Annotated in this window: 15 protein-coding genes; 12 read left to right on the top strand and 3 right to left on the bottom strand. The window is 36.6% G+C overall.

Going from position 1 to position 20,460, the window contains the following annotated elements; translation table 11 throughout:
• Positions 1–44: 44 nt before the first annotated feature.
• Positions 45–1,160, bottom strand: a complete 1,116-nt coding sequence (locus AEQSU_RS14570) for a TlpA disulfide reductase family protein (protein WP_014783636.1) — start codon at positions 1,158–1,160, stop codon at positions 45–47.
• Between the two features lie 126 nt (positions 1,161–1,286).
• Between AEQSU_RS14570 and AEQSU_RS14565 the strand changes: the two genes are divergently transcribed.
• Positions 1,287–3,662, top strand: coding sequence for a GAF domain-containing protein (locus tag AEQSU_RS14565; protein WP_245529078.1), 2,376 nt, complete (start codon positions 1,287–1,289; stop codon positions 3,660–3,662).
• A 152-nt stretch (positions 3,663–3,814) separates the two neighbouring features.
• On the opposite strand, the gene AEQSU_RS14560 is transcribed toward AEQSU_RS14565, so the two are convergent.
• A complete protein-coding gene (locus tag AEQSU_RS14560; RefSeq protein ID WP_014783634.1) occupies positions 3,815–4,999 on the bottom strand; it encodes a Pycsar system effector family protein in 1,185 nt (394 codons plus the stop codon).
• A 53-nt stretch (positions 5,000–5,052) separates the two neighbouring features.
• Here AEQSU_RS14560 and AEQSU_RS14555 point away from each other — a divergent pair, with 53 nt between their 5' ends.
• Both AEQSU_RS14555 and AEQSU_RS14550 read left to right on the top strand, forming a co-directional pair.
• Positions 5,053–8,727, top strand: coding sequence for a BamA/TamA family outer membrane protein (locus AEQSU_RS14555; protein WP_014783633.1), 3,675 nt, complete (start codon positions 5,053–5,055; stop codon positions 8,725–8,727).
• A 7-nt stretch (positions 8,728–8,734) separates the two neighbouring features.
• The gene (locus tag AEQSU_RS14550; protein ID WP_042492555.1) at positions 8,735–12,448 is read left to right on the top strand and encodes a metallophosphoesterase; all 3,714 of its coding nucleotides are present in this window, start codon (positions 8,735–8,737) and stop codon (positions 12,446–12,448) included.
• A 235-nt stretch (positions 12,449–12,683) separates the two neighbouring features.
• Here the strand turns inward: AEQSU_RS14550 and AEQSU_RS14545 are convergent, their stop codons facing one another.
• Positions 12,684–13,175: a Dps family protein gene (locus AEQSU_RS14545; protein WP_014783631.1), complete on the bottom strand. Its 492-nt coding sequence runs from the start codon at positions 13,173–13,175 to the stop codon at positions 12,684–12,686.
• A 182-nt stretch (positions 13,176–13,357) separates the two neighbouring features.
• Here AEQSU_RS14545 and cysQ point away from each other — a divergent pair, with 182 nt between their 5' ends.
• From cysQ to rfbC, 9 genes are all read left to right on the top strand, one after another.
• Entirely contained in the window at positions 13,358–14,146 is a 789-nt protein-coding gene (gene cysQ, locus AEQSU_RS14535) for a 3'(2'),5'-bisphosphate nucleotidase CysQ (protein WP_014783630.1), read from the top strand.
• A gap of 1 nt (position 14,147) precedes the next feature.
• The gene (locus AEQSU_RS14530; RefSeq protein ID WP_042492101.1) at positions 14,148–14,570 is read left to right on the top strand and encodes a DUF2061 domain-containing protein; all 423 of its coding nucleotides are present in this window, start codon (positions 14,148–14,150) and stop codon (positions 14,568–14,570) included.
• Between the two features lie 129 nt (positions 14,571–14,699).
• On the top strand, positions 14,700–15,287 hold the full coding sequence (gene cysC / locus AEQSU_RS14525) for an adenylyl-sulfate kinase (protein ID WP_014783628.1): 588 nt from the start codon (positions 14,700–14,702) through the stop codon (positions 15,285–15,287).
• Between the two features lie 106 nt (positions 15,288–15,393).
• Complete coding sequence (locus tag AEQSU_RS14520) at positions 15,394–15,780, top strand: four helix bundle protein (protein ID WP_245529077.1); 387 nt, start codon at positions 15,394–15,396, stop codon at positions 15,778–15,780.
• Between the two features lie 219 nt (positions 15,781–15,999).
• Positions 16,000–16,905, top strand: coding sequence for a sulfate adenylyltransferase subunit CysD (cysD, locus tag AEQSU_RS14515; RefSeq protein ID WP_014783626.1), 906 nt, complete (start codon positions 16,000–16,002; stop codon positions 16,903–16,905).
• A 61-nt stretch (positions 16,906–16,966) separates the two neighbouring features.
• Positions 16,967–17,314 (top strand): four helix bundle protein, encoded by a 348-nt coding sequence (locus AEQSU_RS14510; RefSeq protein WP_014783625.1) that lies wholly within the window; start codon positions 16,967–16,969, stop codon positions 17,312–17,314.
• Between the two features lie 95 nt (positions 17,315–17,409).
• Positions 17,410–18,666, top strand: a complete 1,257-nt coding sequence (locus tag AEQSU_RS14505) for a sulfate adenylyltransferase subunit 1 (RefSeq protein ID WP_014783624.1) — start codon at positions 17,410–17,412, stop codon at positions 18,664–18,666.
• A gap of 133 nt (positions 18,667–18,799) precedes the next feature.
• The gene (gene rfbB / locus AEQSU_RS14500) at positions 18,800–19,852 is read left to right on the top strand and encodes a dTDP-glucose 4,6-dehydratase (protein ID WP_014783623.1); all 1,053 of its coding nucleotides are present in this window, start codon (positions 18,800–18,802) and stop codon (positions 19,850–19,852) included.
• Position 19,853: 1 nt separating this feature from the next.
• Entirely contained in the window at positions 19,854–20,396 is a 543-nt protein-coding gene (gene rfbC / locus AEQSU_RS14495) for a dTDP-4-dehydrorhamnose 3,5-epimerase (protein WP_014783622.1), read from the top strand.
• Positions 20,397–20,460: the final 64 nt, after the last annotated feature.

Here is a 20,460-nt window from a genome sequence, read left to right as displayed (position 1 = left end):
TTATTTTTTCTACCGTCTACCGTCTACCGTCTACCGTCTACCGTCTAATTCTCTCCCAACAGCGTAGCAATCTTTGCTTCCAAAGCAGCACCACGAAGATCTTTATCTATAATTATTCCGTTTTCATCAAGAAGGAAAGTTGCAGGAATTGAGCGTATATTATATTGTTGTGCAATAGGATCTTGCCAAAACTGAAGATTAGAAACGTGGTACCAATCCATTTTATCGTCTTTTATAGCTTGAATCCATTTGTCTTTTTGCTCGGCTTTGTCTAAAGAAACACTAATAATGTTCAAGCCTTTGTCGTGATATTTGTTATAAACATTAACCACATTTGGGTTTTCCATTCGGCAAGGTTTGCACCAAGACGCCCAAAAGTCAATGATTGTGTATTTTCCCATTGCTTCATCAAGAGACAATATTTCCCCGGTTGGGGTTGGACCATTAAAAGCTGGCGCTGGATTGCCAACTTCGGCTTTTTTCAACGTATCAAGATTGGTTTTTAAATCCTGGGCCAATTGTGATGAAGCTATTTTAGCATCAAGTTTTTCAATATAAGCAGAAGCTTCTGCTGGTGTAAGTTCTTTTCTGCTAGTCATATCAGAGATAAGCATAACGGCGAAAAGGGTGCTGTTGTTTTCGTTTAAAAACTGTTTTTTATATTCAGTTTCCGCATTAACCAAGTTTAAGTTCTCACTTTGAATTCTAGCGATTGTAGCAGTATCGCCAGCTTCTCGAGCCGCGCTAAATTCCGCCATACTTGCTTTTTTCTTTGCGTTGAATGTAATCATTTTATCAGCAAAGCTGTTATAGGATTCGTTCTGCTTTCCGCCTTTAATGCGAGATGCCTGTATACTGTCCTTATAAATAGTAGCTTGCATATCTTCATTTTCTGGGAAGAAAAGCACTGAGCCATTTACATCAGTAATCCTTAAAAAATTCAATTTTAGTGTGTCGCTCTTTGGATAAGTCGCGGAGAATTTTCCTTGGCTAACTTTTATCGTATCAATAGCTTTTGGCTGATTGTTTACAAAAGTATATACAAAAATCTCGGTGCCATCTGCAAAGCCAACGGCATCTCCTTCTAATTTGTAACTATTGGTATCTTTATTGCAAGAGATCAGTGAAAATGTAAGAATAAAAGCAAAAATGAGTCTCATAAATAAGTTGTTTAAATTTTGCGCAAAAATAGCAGTTTATTCTTTGTACAAGTAGATTGCACAGTATTTTTGTTATTTATTAACATAGCGCGGAGTTAATTAGCCTTATTTTTACCTGATATAGCTATGAATAATATGAAAATGAAGGAAAAAGATTTTCCATTAAAGATAAAAATAGGTTTCAAAAAGGTTTTTGATGCTTATAGAGAAAGTTCTGCCAATAGTGAAACGGAGCGAAATGTTGCTTTAGAAATTCTTGCAGTGGAAGAGCAATATCAAATATTGTCAAGTGGTATTGAAGATTTTGAAGACTTAAAAAAATATGAGAAGCAGATAGACACTGTGCTTTCTCCACTTTTCCCTACTTTATTAAGTGATAACGAAATAAAATTTGCCACACTTCCTTTTCAAGAATTTGCTTTTAAAAGTACTTCGCGCTACAAAAAAGTGATGCAAACTGCTGGTTCAGATTTTTCTATGAAAATAATGAATTTTGATGAAGACCAATTCTACATAATGGGCTGTAGTATAATTCTGAGTCATTACTACGGAAAAAAAGCAGATTTTAGACGCTCATTCTATTACAGTATTCCCAACGAAGAGGGAATGATAAAAAATTACAGATTGCTATATAATGCTGATTTTGTTGGCATTCAGAAAACTGACAAAGCAAAAGATTTAACCGAAGAAGATATAAATGATTTGCTAGAAAGCTTTGATATCATTTCGGTTTGGAAAGAAAAGTTTCCGCCGGAGAGTTATATTTTCAACGGGTTTGTGATTGCTTCGTTAACAGACGTTACGATGGATGTTTCCATTTCGGAATTTAAGACCAATTTGCTCCAACTCGAAAAAAATGGCGGTTTTCAGAATACCGAATTCAGTAGTATTTTTCGTTCCATTTTTGGGTTGAAGAATTTAATGATCGGCTTTACGGATTATAATGAAGAAACGGAACACTTTGAACGCACGCTTTTTAAGGAAGTTTCCAGTTTTATTCTGAATAATAAAAAATCACAACATAGTAAGGAGGCGCTTTGCAGTGCTTCATACTACACACTTTTCAAACAAAAGGAATTTTATTGCGTGACGGATGCTGAGCGTTATCACAAACTTTATCCAGAAAATCTGTTGTACAAAAAAATGTTAGACCAAGGAATGAAAAGCGCTATTTTCGCCTCTATTGTTTCTGAAGATAAAATGTTAGGAGTTTTGGAACTCGTTTCACCAAACGCAAATGACCTTAATACCATAAACGCTAATAAGTTACGAGACATCATGCCTTTTATGATTGACTCCGTAATTCGTTCTAAAGAAAATCTAGAAAACGAATTGGAACTTGTAATACAAGAGGAATGTACCGCAATTCATACAAGTGTTCACTGGAAATTCAGAAAAGAAGCCAAGCGTTATTTAAGTTCTATTTCTCAAGGAAATCCAACTATTTTCCGTGAAGTGGTTTTTAAAGATGTTTATCCGCTTTATGGGCAAACAGATATTAAAGGTTCATCAGCCGCTAGAAACGAAGCCACTAAAAAGGATTTGTTATTGCAACTTAATTACATCGAAAACTTATTGAAAAAGCTGAACAAGCACAATTCATTGCCTATTTATGAGCAAATGAACTTCGTGATTGAAGGATTTTTAGAAGAAATCGGGGAAAACCTTCATGTAGATACGGAGCAAAAAACTATGAATTATTTAACTTCAGAAATAATTCCTTTTTTCAAATACATTCGCGAAATCAACGAAACTTATAAGGGTTGGGTGGATGAATATTACGAAATGATTGATGCAAATTCTGGCTTGGTTTATAAACACAGAAAGGATTATGATGAATCCGTAATGCTTGTAAACAAAAAGCTAGCGTCTATTTTAGATAAAAAGCAACGAGAAGCACAACTTATGTACCCACACTATTTTGAACGGTTTAAGACCGATGGTGTGGAGCACAATCTCTATATGGGAGCTTCCATTAGCGAGGATCATTCGTTTAACAAAATATACCTCAATAACATAAAATTATGGCAATTGCAGGTGGTTTGTGAAATGGAGAATAATTATTACAACTTCAAGGACAAATTGCCAGTAGATTTGGATGTTGCTTCTATGATATTAGCCTTTAACGGCTCGCTATCACTGCGTTTCCGGATGGATGAAAAGCGTTTCGACGTAGATGGAACTTACAATGCAAGATATGAAGTGGTGAAAAAACGCGTGGATAAAGCCAATATAAAAGGTACAGAAGAGCGCATAACCCAACCTGGGAAAATTTCAATTATATATTCCCACGAAGATGACGAACAGGAATATTTAAAATATGTACATTTTCTTCAGCATAAAAAATTGCTAGATAAAAAAATCGAAATATTAGATCTTGAAGATTTGCAAGGTGTAACTGGCCTTAAGGCAATTCGAGTGACTGTCTTATATTCGAAAAACAACGAAAAGTCAAAAGAATATTACACTTACGAAGACCTTATTTCACAAATTCAGGAATAATTTTTAGGAATCTCGGCAAAATATATTCTGCGTAAATATGCGTAATCTCCGGAAAAATTATTCATCAGATTTGCTTCGCCAGTTCGCTATCGCTCGGGTCGCAGATTTTTTACTAATATAATTTTAAAACGGATATGAAATAATATTTCAAACTACATTTCCAAATAAAAGAATACTGCAAAAGATATAAGAGAAATTATGGTTCCTGCTACGAATATAGTATAAGTCAATCTTAAGATTCTATATTTTCTGTCCAGAACTTTTCCTAAGAAATATAAATCCTTCGTTAGGGATTTGTAAACATAATTTCTATCCTTCAAAAGTTCGTCAATAGCCCATTCAAATTGTTCCAATTCCATTTTGTGGAAATTTCCAAAGAAGGTTAGGTTTACGTTTCGTTTCTCAACATCTTCCTTGGTAAACTCGCCGCGGGTTACGTTGGGACGTGTTGCTATTACTGCCAGAATCATCGTTATGGCACTAAAAAGAATGAATATAGCCGTTGGGATTATCAAGTAATTATTGTTGTCCAACTTAGAGATAAGATTGGAAAGTACCAACGAAATTATAATAGCGTTTACCGAGAGCATTATGTTTGCTTTGGTGTCTGCAATGTCGCTCAATTTCATGTGGTTACGCAGGGCAGTTCTATAAAAAGTCTGTATGCCACGTTCGGGACTGTCATTTTTGTATTTCGCTTTTAACTTCGCTTTTACGCGTTCTTTTTGAATCTTTTCCTTTTTCTTTTTTTTGTCTTTAAACAATTTTGCAAGATTATCTTCTTTTACTGGTAACCAGTTTTTCAACGCATAATCCGTGTAAAATTGGTGTTCTTCCAAAAGCATCTTAATGTTTAGATCAATCCATTCTTCAGCTGTGTATTTTTGAATATTTTGCAATTGTAATTCCTGCCTTAAAAATTCACTGGCTTCTTCAAAATAATCCTTTCCAAGATGAGAGGTATCGGCGTCGCGTATTATTTTTTCGAGTTCGGAATTCGGGACGGTATCTTTAAATTTTGTTGCGAGAATACATTTCTTAACACCTTCTATTATATCGTCTTCTACATTGTGCTCCTTCAGGAATTCGGTGGCGATTTTAACGCCTTCTTCTTCGTGGTTTTCCCTAGAAACTGTGTAGCCTGTATCGTGAAGCAAAGCCGCTAAACGTAGTATTTTAGCATCTTTAACATCAATTTGGGAGTTTTCAATGATTTCATTTATACTTTTATGAACACGACAAGAATGTTTGTAATTATGGTAAATAAAGGTATTTGGAAGCTTGTCTTTAAAGAGTTGAAAAATAAATTTATCAGCAGCTTCAACAATATCACTCATAGTTTAAGATTTAGTTATCCAAAGTACTAAAAAATCAATATCCAAAAATTTATATGAATAAAATTAACATCTTTATAACTTTTACGGCAAGCATTCTCTTCTCAGCTTGCGCTACGTATCAACCACAAAATTCAGCTAATCAGGATTCCTCCCAAACAATAACTTCCAAAGCGGAAGTGGATAATTCATTTTATCTTATTGGAAATGCGGGAACTGGTGATTCTGAAATATCCAATTCTGTCAACTCCCTAAAGAATTATTTGTCTAAAAACAATTCCGAAGATAGTTATGTTCTGTTTTTGGGAAACAGTTTTTTTCCTGAAGGAATGCCGCCAAAAGACGAGGCGAAAAAGAAGAAAGCCGAAACATCTATGCAGTTGCAAATTGACGCTTTAAAAGATTTTAAAGGAAAAGTTGTAGTAATTCCAGGTAATCGCGACTGGAAAAGCGGTGTGGACGGATTGGAGTTTGAAGAAGATTTCCTAAAAGCTCGTTTCAATGATGCCGATGTTCTTCAACCCAACAATGGCTGCCCATTGGAAAGTATCGATGTGGATAAAGACACGCAATTAATCGTTTTAGATACGCAATGGTTTTTGGAAGATTGGGACAAATATCCAAAGATGAATGATAAGTGTGATATAAAAACCCGTGATAAACTCTTCACAGAAATTGAAGGCGAATTGAAGAAAAACGCCACCAAAACAATCGTTTTTGCAATGTATCATCCTTTGATAACCTATGGCGAACACGGCGGAAAATACCCTATGATTCACAAGGATTTTTTCAGCACTTTTATTAAGCAAGTAAAAATTCAAGGAGCAATCTCTAAACAAGATCGTTATAACGAACGTTATAATGAATTGATGGACAGATTGAAAGTGCTAACCAAAGACTTGGATAGATTAGTTTTTGTTTCTGCGCTTGATGAATCCTTACAATACAGTGAAAACGGACCAGTAAAGCAGATCGTTTCTGGTTCAGGTTCTGGCGCCACGGCAGCAGCCCTTGGACAGTACGGGCAGTTTGTGGCTGGGCAAGAAGGTTTTGCGAGAATGGATGTTTATAAAAATGGAGCTTCCACAGTACAATTTTTTAAAGCAAATGAAGACGGTACTTCTGAAATGCTTTTTGAAAAAGAAGTAAACCCAGCCTTAAAAAAGTTCGATTTCTCTACACTTCACGAGAACTTTCCAGAAACGACGAAATCCAGTATTTATACAGATGAAATGGTTGAGAAAACTGGTTTTTATAAAACAGTTTGGGGTAAGCATTACCGTAAAGTTTATGGCACAGATGTAACTGCAAAAACAGTTCTTTTAGACACGCTTTATGGTGGTTTAAATGTAATTCGCGCTGGTGGTGGCCACCAAACCCGCTCACTTCGTTTGGAAGATAAGGACGGACGCACTTATAATATGCGGGCAATGAAGAAAAGTGCCCTACAATTTCTGCAAAACGTAATTGTCAAGAATAAGGAAGTTGAAAACGATTTCAAGAACACCATTCCAGAAGATTTGATTCTCGATTTTTATACGGCTGCCCATCCTTATGGGGCTTTTACGATTCCAAAATTATCGGATGCAGCGAATATTCTCCATACAAATCCCAAACTTTATTACGTACCAAAACAAAAGGCTCTGGGAGAATTCAATGAAAATTATGGTGATGAGCTTTATATGATTGTGGAACGTCCCGATAAAGCTTTTGACGGAGATCTTTTTGATAATCCAGATGATGTTGAGAGTACGGACGATCTTTTGGCCAAATTAAGAAAGGACGAAAAATACAAATTGAACGAGAAAGCCTATATCCGCGCCAGAATTTTTGATATGTTGGTGGGAGATTGGGACCGTCATAACGATCAGTGGCGTTTTACGCAGCACGACAACGATGATGGTTCAAGAACTTTTGATCCAATTCCACGCGATAGAGATCAAGTGTATTCAAATTTTGATGGTGGTTTGTTGGATTTGGCAAGAACACTATTCAACACTTCTCGCCAATTTCAGGTGTATGGTGCGGAGCTTAAACATACCAAATGGTTTAATTCTGCTGGGATAAAACTGGATCACGCATTAATCCAAAACGAAGGAAAAGACACTTGGTTAGCCGAAGCTAAATACATTCAAGAGAATGTTACAGATGAAGTAATCGAAAACGCCTTTAGAGACCTTCCGAAAGAGGCACAAGACGAAACAGCAGCCGATATTGAAAATAAATTAAAGGGAAGACGAGATAATATCGTAAAAATAGCACAAGAATATTATGATTATTTGGCCAAACTGCAAGTAATTACAGGAACAGATAAAGATGATTTATTTGAAATCACTCGTTTGCCTGAAGGAAAAACGAATATCAAAACCTACCGTCTTAAAGATGGTGAAAAAGCAGATGTAATGGTAGATCGCACTTTTGACGCAAATGAAACTTGCGAAATTTGGGTTTATGGATTAGATGATGATGACGTTTTTGAGGTGAAAGGAAAAGGCAATAGACCAATTTTTATTAGAATTATTGGTGGTCAGAACAACGATACTTATAAAATTGCGAACGGTCGGAAAGTGAAAGTTTACGATCAAAAAAGCAAGAAAAATACGGTGGAAGAAAAAGGCGGTGCAGCCTTTAGATTCACTGACAATTATGATTTTAACACGTATGACGTTAAAAAACAGATTCAAAGCGTAAACCTTTTTCTTCCTGCATTGGGCTACAATCCTGATGATGGTTTTAAGATTGGTATTTCAGATGTTTATACCGTTAACGGTTTTCAGCGGAATCCTTTTTCGCAGCAGCATAGAGTAGCTTTGGGTTATTATTTTGGAACAAATAGTTTTGATGCAAGCTATGAAGGCGAGTTCGCCAATATCTTTGGAAACTGGAATTTCCTTTTGGGAGGTTATTTCAAAAACCCTAACTTTTCAGAAAACTTTTTCGGTTTCGGAAATGAAACAATCAACCCTGATTATGAATTCGATTTAGAAAAAGATTATAACCGAGTTCGCATAGGCGGCTACGGCGGTTCCATTGGTATTAAAAAAGATTCTCCTTTCGGAAGCATGTTTCAATTTAAAGCCACTTTTGAAGGAATTGAAGTTGAAAACACTCCAGGAAGATTTATCTCGCTAAATCCAAACAGCGCAGATCTTGATGAAACAAAGTATTTCGTTACTGCCGAAGGAACTTATGAATATGAAAGCTATGACAATAAGGTGAACCCGACCCGCGGGATGGATTTTACACTAGTTTTAGGTGGAACACAAAATGTGGAAAATAGCGACCGTGTTTTTGGATACGTAAAACCACAAATTGTTTTTTATAACGCCTTAACTCGAAACAGAAAACTTGTTCTAAAAACAGATGTTCGTGGTCAATTTAACATAGGAAACAATTTTGAGTTTTACCAAGGCGCACAATTAGGAAGCGATACCGGACTGAGAGCATATAGAAACGAACGTTTTACGGGTAGGAGTGCAGCAGTAGCAGGAGCAGATCTTCGCTATAGTTTCAATAAATTTAGAACTGCTCTTGTTCCAGTGCAGATTGGGGTTTTTGGAGGTTATGACGTGGGTCGTGTTTGGGTGCCGAATGATACTTCAGACGTTTTGCACAGTAGTTATGGTGGCGGTGTTTGGGTAAATACTGCAGATATTTTGAGCGGAACTTTTAATCTTTTTACTGGAGATGAAGGATTACGCTTTACCTTTGGAGTCGCTTTTTCAATGTAATGGATTTATGATTTTTAAAAAGTTTTCTTTTCTATTTTTTACGGTTTGTCTTATTTCCTCCTGTGCGACTTATGCACCTCAGTTTAAGGATAAAGATGCAAAACCTATATATCCTTCAGATAAAAAAGTAGAAAAGACCTTTTATTTAGTGGGTGATGCTGGCCTTTCGCCAATGGGTGGAATGAGCGATGCGCTTATCACTTTTAAAAAATATTTGAAGAAAGAAAAAATACCAGGGAACTATACCATCTTTTTGGGCGACAATATTTATCCAGCTGGAATGGATCCAGAAGGACACCCACGCCGAAAGCTATCTGAAAATATGATAGATGCGCAGCATAATTCATTAAAAGATTATGACGGACATACTATTTTTATTCCCGGCAACCATGAATGGTATAACGATGGCGTTGTTGGTGTAGCTCGCGAAGAAAATTACGTGGAATCTAAGTTCCCAGATCAAGATGCTTTTAGGCCCAGCAACGGTTGCCCCTTGGAAAGCATCACGGTTTCTGATGATATTCAGTTGATAGTGATCGATACGCAATGGTTTTTAGAAGATTGGAACAAAAATCCCACAATAAACCAGAATTGCGATATCAAAACCCGTGAAAAATTTTTTATTGAACTGGAATTAGCACTAGAAAAGAACCAAAACAAAACCATTGTTTTTGCAATGCACCATCCAATGTTTACTAACGGAAACCACGGTGGATACTTTGCTTTGGAAAAACATTTATACCCTTTTCAGAAAAAAATTCCATTACCAGTTTTGTCTTCTTTGGTTGTGCAAATACGTTCGCGAGGCGGTGTTTCGGTGCAAGATAGATATAATGAGCTTTACAATAATTTGATGATTCGCCTACAGCAGCTCGCCAAGAACAATAAAAGATTGGTTTTTGTTTCCGGTCACGATCATAACTTACAATACATTGAAAAGGATGGATTTCAGCAAATTGTTTCTGGAGCTGGCTCTAAGGAATCTTACGCTGCCACTGGCAAAGACGGTTTTTTTAGCACTGGAGCGCAGGGATTTGCAGTTTTAGATGTTTTTGATGATGGTTCTTCATGGGTTCGTTATTTTGTGAAAGGCGAAAATCACGAGCCAAAACTTCTCTTTCAAAAGGAAGTGATTCCTGCTCCAAAAAAATTAGATATTTCTATTTATCCTAAAATGTTTCCGCAGCAATACACTGTTCCAATTTACAAACAAGATAGTATTAGCGAAGCGTTGTTCTTTAAAACCATTTGGGGATCTAAATATAAGGACGCCTATTCCAAGCCAGTCACAGCTCAAGTGGCGTCCTTGGATACACTTTATGGAGGTTTAAAAGTTATAAATGAAACTAAGGGGGCAGATTACAATTCACTATTACTGACCGATCAAAAAGGCAATCGCTACCGAATGCGGAAAATGGGTAAGAAAGCCTTGCAGATTTCAAGAAAAATAGTTTTTGACGACAATAAAAACGAACCTTCCGAACCTGAGAAAGTGGACGCACCAAATTTGAAGGGGCAGGGAATAGGCTTTTACACCGCTTCCCACCCATATGCGGTTATGGCTGTTCCTGATCTTGCAAGGGCTATCAATATATTTTACACTACGCCGCAGCTTTATTATGTTCCCAAACAAAAGCGATTGGGAAATTATAATGAAACCTTTGGGGATGAATTGTATTTAATTTCCATTGAACCTTCTGAAAGCAGTGAAGGCGAAGGTCTTTTCAAATATCCAGACGATGTGGAAACTACGGATGATATTCTTATAAAACTTCAAAAAACTGGCGATGTTTCTTTGGATGAAGAAAATTATATAAAATCTCGATTGTTTGATATGCTCATTGGTTATTGGGACCGTGAACCAGATCATTGGCAATGGGCGGAATACTTCAACAGATATAAAAAGAACGTGTTTGTTCCCATTCCCAAGAATCGGGACAACGCTTTTTCAAGTTTTGAAGGTAATATTTCAGATTTAACGCGTTCGCTTTTCAACGGATCTTTTGAGAGTCAGGTTTATGGTGAAAATATAACTGATTTAAAACGATTCAATAAAGAAAGTATTATTCTAGACAGGGCGTTACTGGAAAATTCAGGTAGAAGTCAATGGAAGTATTTAGCAAAATCCATTCAAGACAGTATTACGGATGCGGTTATTGAAAAGGCTTTTAATGAAATTCCGCAAGAAGTTCAAGATGAATCTTTAGCAGACATTAAGCAAAAACTGAAAGATAGAAGGGAGAATTTGGTCGCTATTGCCGATAAGTATTACACCTTTCTTTCAACCTTACAAACCGTTGTGGGAACGGATTATGACGATGTTTTTGAGATTACCCGTTTACCAGATGGAAAGACAAATATCAAAACATTTACAACCATTAATGGTGTAATATCTGTTACCCTTACAGATAGAACCTATAATCATAAAGACACCAAAGAAATCTGGGTTTATGGCCTTAGCGGTAAGGATAAATTTATTGTAAATGGCAAGGAAAACGATCTTATATACATTCGAGCTATTGGCGGTAATGATGAAGACACTTATGCTTTAAATGAAGGAAGACGAGTAAAAGTTTACGATTCTGAAAGCTTTCCGAGTATTGTTGAATCAAAAAACGGTGGAACTATTCGTTTTACGGATGTTTACAACCTAAATACTTATGATTTTAGAAAACAGATAGAACGCAATCAAGGCTTTGTTTCGGCAATAGGTTACAATCCAGACGATGGATTTCGTGCTGCTTTGCAATACGTTTATAGGGTTGATAATTTTCAGCGAAACCCTTTTTCGCAGAAACATGTTTTAGGTGCTGCTTACTTCACGGATCAAAATAGTTTCGAGCTTTCTTATTCGGGAGAGTTTGCCAATATTCAGGATGATTTGAATCTTAGTTTTGGAGCAAGTCTTACTAGTCCCAATTACAATATTAATTTTTTCGGCTTCGGAAATGAAACGGAGAATTTTCAAGATGAAAAGGGGTTTGAATACAATAGGGTAGAAGTGCAACACATTTCTGCCAACGTAGGATTGCTTCGAAATAGTAATTTTGGTAGTTTCTTCAAGCTACAAACTACTTTTGATAGTTATGATGTGAACAATTCCAACGTTTCAATTATTTCTGATGTGAGTATTCCGAATATGAATAAAAACAGTTTTTTCGGAACTTTGGAAGCAATTTATAATTACAGAAGTTACGATGAAATCCGAAACCCAACTATTGGGATGATGTTTGACTTAAATGTGGGTGTGACTGATAATTTGAAGGATACGGACGATATACATGGCTTTATAAAATCACGGATAGGCTTTTACAACCATTTAACCAAAAATAGAAAGTTGGTTTTAAAAACAAATGTGCGCAATCAAGTTAATATTGGCGGGCGTTATCAGTTTTATCAGGCAGCCACTCTCGGGGAAGATAATGGATTGCGGGGGTATCGGGAGCAGCGGTTTAGCGGGAAGTCGTTTTTGGTAGGTAGTGCAGATTTCCGTTACAGTTTACCTTCGTTTAAAATTGGACTAATACCAATAGACACCGGACTTTATGTAGGTGCAGATTTGGGACGAATTTGGATAAAAGATGACCCATCAAAAAAATGGCACAACTCTCGTGGTGGCGGTTTGTGGATTAATGGAGCCGGTGGCCTGAATGCAAACTTTAGTGTATTCAATTCTGAGGAAGGAACACGTATTACTTTTGGATTGGGGTTTGATTTCTAAATACGTTTTGACCCCCTAGCCCCTAAAGGGGAATTTGATTTCGTCTTGAAAGTAAGATTTTTAACAAAAAAAGCTGAAAAAGAATGAACAAATTGTCAAACTTTCTCAGCTTTTTTTTATTTTATCTACCGTCTACCGTCTACCGTCTACCGTCTACCGTCTACCGTCTACCGTCTACCGTCTACCGTCTACCGTCTACCGTCTACCGTCTACCGTCTACCGTCTACCGTCTAATCTACGCTTCCGGATGATTATCCGTGCTCTTCATAGACCAAGCATCCAGCATCCAGCTTACTTTTTCAATATGGCCAATAAAGCCACCAATCATATCTATGGTTCCTTCATCGCCAGCTTTATCTGCAGTTTCAACAACTTTTCGCATTTGTTTTAGAAGTTTTCCGTGGTCGTCCAGCAGTATTTTAACCATTTCAACATCTTTAGTGTCTTCAGAAGATTCTTTGATGTTACTAGTTTTCAAATAATTTGAAAAATTACTTTCTGGCTGAAAACGGAGTGTTAAGATACGTTCAGCAACTTCATCCACTTTTAGTTTAGCATCGTCATACATTTCTTCAAATTTTACGTGAAGTTCGAAGAAATTTTTACCAACCACATTCCAATGGAAATTTCGAAGTTTTTGATAGTATAAATGATAGTCTGCCAACAGTACGTTTAATTCTTTTGCAGTGGCAGTAGTTTTTGTTTTATCTAGGTTTAAATAGCCCATGTTTTGTTTTTTTAAGGTTTTCTCAAAGATAGCCAATAGCTCTTCAGAGAACAATAAAGTAGGAGGGTTTAGCCTTTTTTTAACGTGTTGTTTTTTCTATTTTTTTAAGAGAACGACAGTCAAATATGAAGGTTCTCTTTATTCAAATTATAGTAACTTCGTGCTTCTAACAAAATTTCAGGATGAAAACTAATTTATCAATAGCCATAAAAGCTGCTTTAGATGCAGGAATAGAAATACTTAAAGTGTATGAAACAGACTTTGGTGTGGAAACAAAGGATGACAATTCCCCTTTAACGCAAGCCGATAAAAACGCGAATGAAGTGATTAACGGCTATTTAAAACCTACAGGCATTCAAATTATAAGTGAAGAAAATCGTCAGCTAGATTATTCTGAAAGAAAAGATTGGACCCGTTGCTGGATTGTGGATCCGGTTGATGGCACTAAAGAATTTATAAAACGCAATGGCGAATTCACTGTAAATATTGCCCTTATAGAAAATGGCAGTCCGATTCTTGGTGTGATATATGTTCCAGTTTCAAAAGAACTATATTTTACTTCTGAAGACGAAAAATCTTCAAAAAAGATTATTGTTTCTTCGGAAAAGATTTCCTTGGAAGAAATATTCGAAAAAGCTAAAATTATAAAACCATCGCCAATTACTTCCGAAGTAATAGTTGTTGGTAGTCGTTCGCATCTAAATGAAGACACTAAAAATTTCATTTCAGAAATAGAAAAGGATAATAGAGTAGAAATCGTTTCCAAAGGAAGTTCTTTAAAGTTCTGTTTGGTGGCTGAGGGTTTGGCGCATATTTATCCGCGATTCGCGCCAACAATGGAGTGGGATACTGCGGCTGGCCACGCTATTTGTAATGCCGCGGGTGTTTTAGTGATAGACCAAAGCACAGGAAAACCAATGCAATACAACAAACCCAATTTATTGAACAACTATTTTTTGGTGAAGCGTTAATATGAGAGATCCATCCCGTAAAAGACATATTGCCAAAACTATAACATGGCGGATGGTGGGAACCTTGGACACGATTTTGTTGTCGTGGTTCATCACGGGAAATCCTTGGACGGGACTTAAAATTGGTTTGGCAGAAGTATTTACGAAGATGATTCTGTATTATTTCCACGAAAGGGTTTGGTTTAAAATTAATCTTTCTAAAAAAGGAATTGTTCGTGAAAGTAGAAAACGCCACATTTTTAAAACCCTTACTTGGCGAGGGGTTGGAACCTTAGACACTATGTTGCTGTCTTGGTTAGTAACTGGAAATCCGCTAATCGGACTCAAGATTGGTCTCTCGGAACTTTTGACCAAAATGATTTTATATTATCTTCACGAACGCGTTTGGTACCGTATGGATTACGGGTTAGAGAGTAGAGGGTAGTGGGTAGAGGGTTGTTTTGTAGAGATGAGTTTGGGAATTTGTTAATATGGCACTTCGTCCAGCTAGTTATTGGTGGAGCTCAATGTGACAGATTTAGATATTTTTATAAAAGTTTTAAATTAGTTGAATATGGAGGAAAATGTGATTCGGCATGATTTCAGTATTTCGAAAATACAACGAAGCGAATTAAAGAAACAAAAACCAATGTTGCTATGGTTTACGGGGCTTTCGGGTTCGGGGAAATCTACTATTGCAGATGCGGTGGAAATGGCACTTTTTGAGCGTGGTATTCATACGTATCTTTTGGATGGCGATAATGTGCGCAAGGGTTTAAACAATAATCTATCTTTTTCTCCAGAAGATAGAACCGAAAATATTAGGCGCATTGCCGAAGTTGCCAACTTAATGATTGATGCTGGCTTGGTTGTTTTGGCGTCATTCGTATCTCCGTATCGTGAAGATCGAGAAAATGTGAAGCGTATTGTAGGTTATAATAACTTTGTAGAGGTTTTTGTAAATACGCCTATTGAAGAATGTGAAAAAAGAGACACGAAAGGGCTCTATGCAAAAGCAAGAGCTGGAGAGATAAAGAATTTTACTGGAGTCAATGCTCCTTATGAAGCTCCGATGATTCCTGATATTGAAATTGATACGACGGTGGTTTCGGTAGATGAGGCGGTTTTGGTAATTATGGGAGTGATAGCTAAGAAGATTTGACGGTAATTTGGGATTCGGGATTCGGGATTCGGGGAATCGTTGGATTTGCTTTTAAACTTCGGATTAACGAATTAACGAATCCCGAATTATCCAATTAACCAACTTAATGAAAAAAATTATGGCTGGGAATTTTGAGGAATTGAATTGCTGGAAGGAATGTTATAATTTGAAAGTCTATTTGAAAGAAAATGTTTTAATTAAACTTCCAAAAAATGAGAAATTTGAATTGTACTCACAAATATTGCGGGCCGCTCGTTCTTCAACAGCTAATATAGCTGAAGGTTGGGGAAGTTATCATTACAAAGAAAATATCAATTTTTTAAGATATTCCAGAGGATCCGTTTCAGAAATATTAGACCATTCCGTTGAAGCAAAAGATTGCGATTACATAAATTTGGAAACTTTAAAAGAAATTCGCTTACAAGTCGAAAAGTGCATCCAACTGATTAATGGATATATAAGATATTTAAGTAATAAGAATGATGAGAAGTGAAATTTTAGGTAATAGGCATTAGGTAATAGGTAATAGGTAATAGGTAATAGGGATTTGGGATTCGTTGGATTACTTTCAAACTTCAGATTAATGAATTTTACTGAGGAAGTGGAGATTCTTTGGATTGCGTTTAAACAACGAATTAACGAATTAACGAATCACAAATTAACGAATTAACGAATTAACGAATCACGAAGTAACGAATAAACCAATTAACAAATGAATAAATACTTTTTAGATTATCTAGACGAATTGGAATCTGAAGCCATCTATATACTTCGCGAAGTTTGGGCGCAGTTTGAAAATCCTGTGATTCTTTTTTCAGGTGGAAAAGATTCAATTCTTGTAACACATTTGGCCAGAAAGGCGTTTTATCCTTCTAAAATACCTTTTCCATTAATGCACGTAGATACAGGACATAACTTTCCTGAAACCATTCAATTTCGTGATGATTTAATTGAAGAACTTGGAGTACAATTAATTGTTGGCTCAGTTCAGGAATCTATTGATACGGGAAGAGTTGCTGAAGAAAAAGGTAGAAATGCTACGCGAAATGCACTCCAAATCACCACTTTATTGGATGCCATAGAAAGCAACAAAGTAGATTGCGCCATTGGTGGCGGAAGACGCGATGAGGAAAAAGCACGTGCTAAGGAACGTTTCTTTTCACATCGAGATGATTTTGGTCAGTGGGATCCTAAAAACCAACGCCCAGAATTATGGAACTTGCTTAACGGGAAGTATTTTGAAGGTGAACATTTTAGAGCGTTTCCAATAAGCAATTGGACTGAAATGGACGTTTGGAACTATATTAAACGTGAAAACATCAGCATCCCATCTTTATATTTAGCTCATCAACGGGAAGTTGTTCGGCGAAGTGATTCGTGGATTCCGGTTTCAGAACATTTAAAACTGGAAGAAAACGAAAAGATAGAAACCAAGAAAATCCGTTTTAGAACGTTGGGAGATATTACTATAACAGGTGGAATTGAATCTGACGCAGATACTTTGGAAAAGATTGTTGAAGAAGTTTCAGCAATGCGAATGACGGAAAGAGGAAATCGCTCCGATGATAAACGCTCGGAAACGGCGATGGAGGATAGGAAGAAGCAGGGGTATTTTTAAAAGGTTAGTTTGTGAGTCTGTGAATGGGTGAGTAGGTGAATTGGTAAATAAGTGGAGTTTTATGAAATCACATAACGATTTAAGGGTTTATCAGGAGTCGATGGATTTGGTCATCGAAATATATAAGGTTACTCATAATTTTCCAGATTCAGAAAAATTTGGGCTTACTAGTCAGATTCGTCGGGCATCAGTATCCATTCCATCAAATATTGCTGAAGGTGCAGCGCGGGAATCAAAGAAAGAATTTAAAAGATTTTTATATATCAGTCTTGGCTCAGCCGCTGAATTGGAAACTCAAATTGAAATATCTAATAGATTAGGTTTTATTGATGATTCAAAAATATTAAAAGAGAAAATATATTATATTAAAAGAATGCTGATAAAGCTAATCCAAACTTTAAAAAATTAAAAAAGCTCACACGCTCACACGCTCACACGCTCACAAACTCACAAACTCACAAACTCACAAATTCACAAACTCACGAATTCACATATTAAAAAACAATGGCAATAGACAACAATCAATTATTAAGATTTACAACCGCAGGAAGTGTTGACGATGGTAAAAGCACCTTGATTGGAAGATTGCTTTACGACTCAAAGTCAATTTTTGAAGACCAATTAGCCGCCGTTGAAAATACGAGCAAGAAAAAAGGGCACGACAATATTGATCTTGCCATGTTTACTGACGGGCTTAAAGAAGAGCGGGAGCAAGGGATTACCATAGATGTGGCTTATCGTTATTTCACCACACCCAAAAGAAAATTTATAATTGCAGATACTCCTGGTCATATTCAATATACTCGGAATATGATTACGGGGGCTTCCACGGCCAATGCAGCCATTATTTTGGTGGATGCAAGACACGGCGTTATAGAGCAAACTAAGAGACACTCGTTTATTGCTTCGCTTTTGCAAATACCACACTTAATTGTATGTATCAACAAAATGGATTTGGTGAATTATGATGAGGCTGTTTATGACGATATCGTTAGTCAATATGAAAAACTGTCTTCCAAACTTGTAATCCAGGACATAACTTATATTCCGATAAGTGCTTTACACGGTGACAATGTGGTGAATCGTTCTGACAATATGAACTGGTATAAGGGTGCAGCATTATTATATACTTTGGAAACTTTACACATTAGCAACGACCTTAATAAAATTGACGCACGTTTTCCTGTACAAACGGTACTTCGTCCGCAAAGAGAAGGGTTTATAGACTATCGCGGGTATGCAGGTAGAATTGCCAGTGGGGTTTTTAGAAAAGGAGATATTGTGGTTGCGCTTCCATCTGGGTTTACTTCGAAAATAAAAAGTATAGATGGTTTTGAGGAAGAGTTTGAAGAAGCATTCGTGCCAATGTCTGTTTCCATAACCTTGGAAGACGATATAGACGTTAGCAGAGGCGATATGATTGTTAGAACCAACAACAGGCCAGAAACCTCGCAAGAGTTTGACGTAATGCTTTGTTGGATGAGCAGTAAACCGTCTCAGCCAAGAACAAAATACACCGTTTATCATACAGAGAATTCGCAAAAAGCGATGATAAAGAATGTTTTGTATAAAGTTGATATAAATACGTACGACCGTATAAAAGACCAAGAAACCTTTGAGATGAATGACATTGGGCGGGTAACCATCAGAACGACCAAGCCTTTAATGATAGATTCATACGGAACAAATCGTACCACAGGAAGTATTATTTTAATTGATGATAATACCAATGAAACCGTTGCGGCGGGGATGATAGTTTAGGGAGCCCACGTTTTTCTATGGGTGATTAAAATTTTTCATTAGGGTTTCTTGTAAGGAATAATAGAAATTCATCTGTATTATTCTGTGTATATTTATGCCCTTTATTATTTCAGAAAAAAGTAGCAGCGTATTTATGCAGAACAAGAAAATACTTATAACTGGCGGAGCAGGATTTATTGGATCCCATGTGGTGCGTTTACTGGTTAAAAAATATCCCCAAGCAAAAATTTATAATTTGGATAGTCTAACCTATGCCGGAAATTTGGAAAATCTAGGGGATGTGGAGGATGAACAAAACTACAAGTTTTTAAAAGCCGATATAACCGACGCCAAAACTATAGACCTAATTTTTGAAGAATACAAGTTTGATGTTGTGGTGCATTTGGCAGCAGAGAGCCATGTGGATCGATCTATTACAGATCCTATAGGCTTTGCCAAGACCAACATTTTAGGCACTTTAAACCTACTGGAATCTTCCAAGAGACTTTGGTTAAGGGATTATTCCGGAAAGCTTTTTTATCATATCAGTACAGACGAAGTTTACGGCAGCTTGGGTCAAGAAGGGTTATTTACAGAAACTACGCCTTACGATCCTAATTCTCCTTATTCCGCTTCAAAGGCGAGCTCGGACCATTTTGTTAGAGCTTATGGCGAAACATTTAAGCTTCCTTATATTATTTCCAACTGTTCCAATAATTACGGTCCAAATCAATTCCCTGAGAAATTGATTCCACTTTTTATACATAATATCATTAATAATAAATCCCTGCCTGTTTATGGCGATGGCAATTATACCAGAGATTGGTTATATGTTCTAGACCATGCAGAGGCAATAGATCTTATTCTAAACGATGGAAAGTGTGGTGAGACCTATAATATTGGTGGGTTTAACGAGTGGAAAAATATAGATTTGGTGAAATTACTCTGTACGTTAATGGATCAAAAATTGGGGCGATCAGAGGGAAGTTCCGCAAAACTTATAACATTTGTAAAAGATAGACCGGGGCATGATCTTCGTTATGCCATTGATGCCAGCAAAATAAATAACGACTTAGGGTGGAAACCCAGTGTAACTTTTGAGGAGGGTCTTTCAAAAACAATAGATTGGTATCTTGCCAATGAAGAATGGCTATTACACGTAACCTCTGGAAAATATCAAGAATACTACAAAAAACAATACCACTAAGATGACCGTTGAAGAAACCTTTTTAAAAGACTGTTTTATAATAAAACCTAGTGTTTTTGAAGACGATAGGGGTTATTTTATGGAAAGCTTCAACTCGATTCAATTTGAGGAAAAAACAGGAATAAAAACCACTTTCGTGCAGGATAATGAATCCTATTCTTCCTACGGAGTTATACGGGGGCTGCATGCGCAAGGTGGAATTTATGCTCAGGCCAAGTTGGTGAGAGTTTTGAAAGGAGAAGTGCTTGATGTGGTGGTTGATGCCCGAAAAGATTCGGCAACCTACGGTGAAAAGTTTGAAATTATCTTAAGTGCAAAGAATAAATTACAGTTGTTTGTGCCTAAAGGATTTTTACACGGTTTTGCCGTATTGAGTGAAACTGCTACTTTTTTTTATAAATGTGATGAATTTTATAAGAAAGATTCAGAATTTGGTGTGATTTACAACGATGCTGACTTGAATATTGATTGGCAAATTCCATTGGAAAAGCGTATTGTTTCTGAGAAGGATAAGGGGTTGCCATTGTTTAGTTCGCTTTCATAATAGTCTGAGAAAAGAGGCAAGAGGCAAGATCGCTTTGCTGCAAGAGGCAAGACCGCTAAGCTGT

This window comes from Aequorivita sublithincola DSM 14238, from assembly GCF_000265385.1.
In the GTDB taxonomy this organism is placed as follows: domain Bacteria; phylum Bacteroidota; class Bacteroidia; order Flavobacteriales; family Flavobacteriaceae; genus Aequorivita; species Aequorivita sublithincola.
Note: the sequence above shows the minus strand (reverse complement) of the source record. Positions and strands in the feature narration are given on the sequence as shown.

Bases quoted from the DNA above. Each gene is read 5' to 3' on its own strand.
- cysC (WP_014783628.1), top strand. From the start codon at position 14,700: ATGGAGGAAAATGTGATTCGGCATGATTTCAGTATTTCGAAAATACAA.
- rfbC (WP_014783622.1), top strand. From the start codon at position 19,854: ATGACCGTTGAAGAAACCTTTTTAAAAGACTGTTTTATAATAAAACCT.
- rfbB (WP_014783623.1), top strand. From the start codon at position 18,800: ATGCAGAACAAGAAAATACTTATAACTGGCGGAGCAGGATTTATTGGA.
- AEQSU_RS14530 (WP_042492101.1), top strand. From the start codon at position 14,148: ATGAGAGATCCATCCCGTAAAAGACATATTGCCAAAACTATAACATGG.
- AEQSU_RS14550 (WP_042492555.1), top strand. From the start codon at position 8,735: ATGATTTTTAAAAAGTTTTCTTTTCTATTTTTTACGGTTTGTCTTATT.
- cysD (WP_014783626.1), top strand. From the start codon at position 16,000: ATGAATAAATACTTTTTAGATTATCTAGACGAATTGGAATCTGAAGCC.
- AEQSU_RS14560 (WP_014783634.1), bottom strand. From the start codon at position 4,999: ATGAGTGATATTGTTGAAGCTGCTGATAAATTTATTTTTCAACTCTTT.
- AEQSU_RS14520 (WP_245529077.1), top strand. From the start codon at position 15,394: ATGAAAAAAATTATGGCTGGGAATTTTGAGGAATTGAATTGCTGGAAG.
- AEQSU_RS14555 (WP_014783633.1), top strand. From the start codon at position 5,053: ATGAATAAAATTAACATCTTTATAACTTTTACGGCAAGCATTCTCTTC.
- AEQSU_RS14565 (WP_245529078.1), top strand. From the start codon at position 1,287: ATGAATAATATGAAAATGAAGGAAAAAGATTTTCCATTAAAGATAAAA.
- AEQSU_RS14505 (WP_014783624.1), top strand. From the start codon at position 17,410: ATGGCAATAGACAACAATCAATTATTAAGATTTACAACCGCAGGAAGT.
- AEQSU_RS14510 (WP_014783625.1), top strand. From the start codon at position 16,967: ATGAAATCACATAACGATTTAAGGGTTTATCAGGAGTCGATGGATTTG.
- cysQ (WP_014783630.1), top strand. From the start codon at position 13,358: ATGAAAACTAATTTATCAATAGCCATAAAAGCTGCTTTAGATGCAGGA.
- AEQSU_RS14545 (WP_014783631.1), bottom strand. From the start codon at position 13,175: ATGGGCTATTTAAACCTAGATAAAACAAAAACTACTGCCACTGCAAAA.
- AEQSU_RS14570 (WP_014783636.1), bottom strand. From the start codon at position 1,160: ATGAGACTCATTTTTGCTTTTATTCTTACATTTTCACTGATCTCTTGC.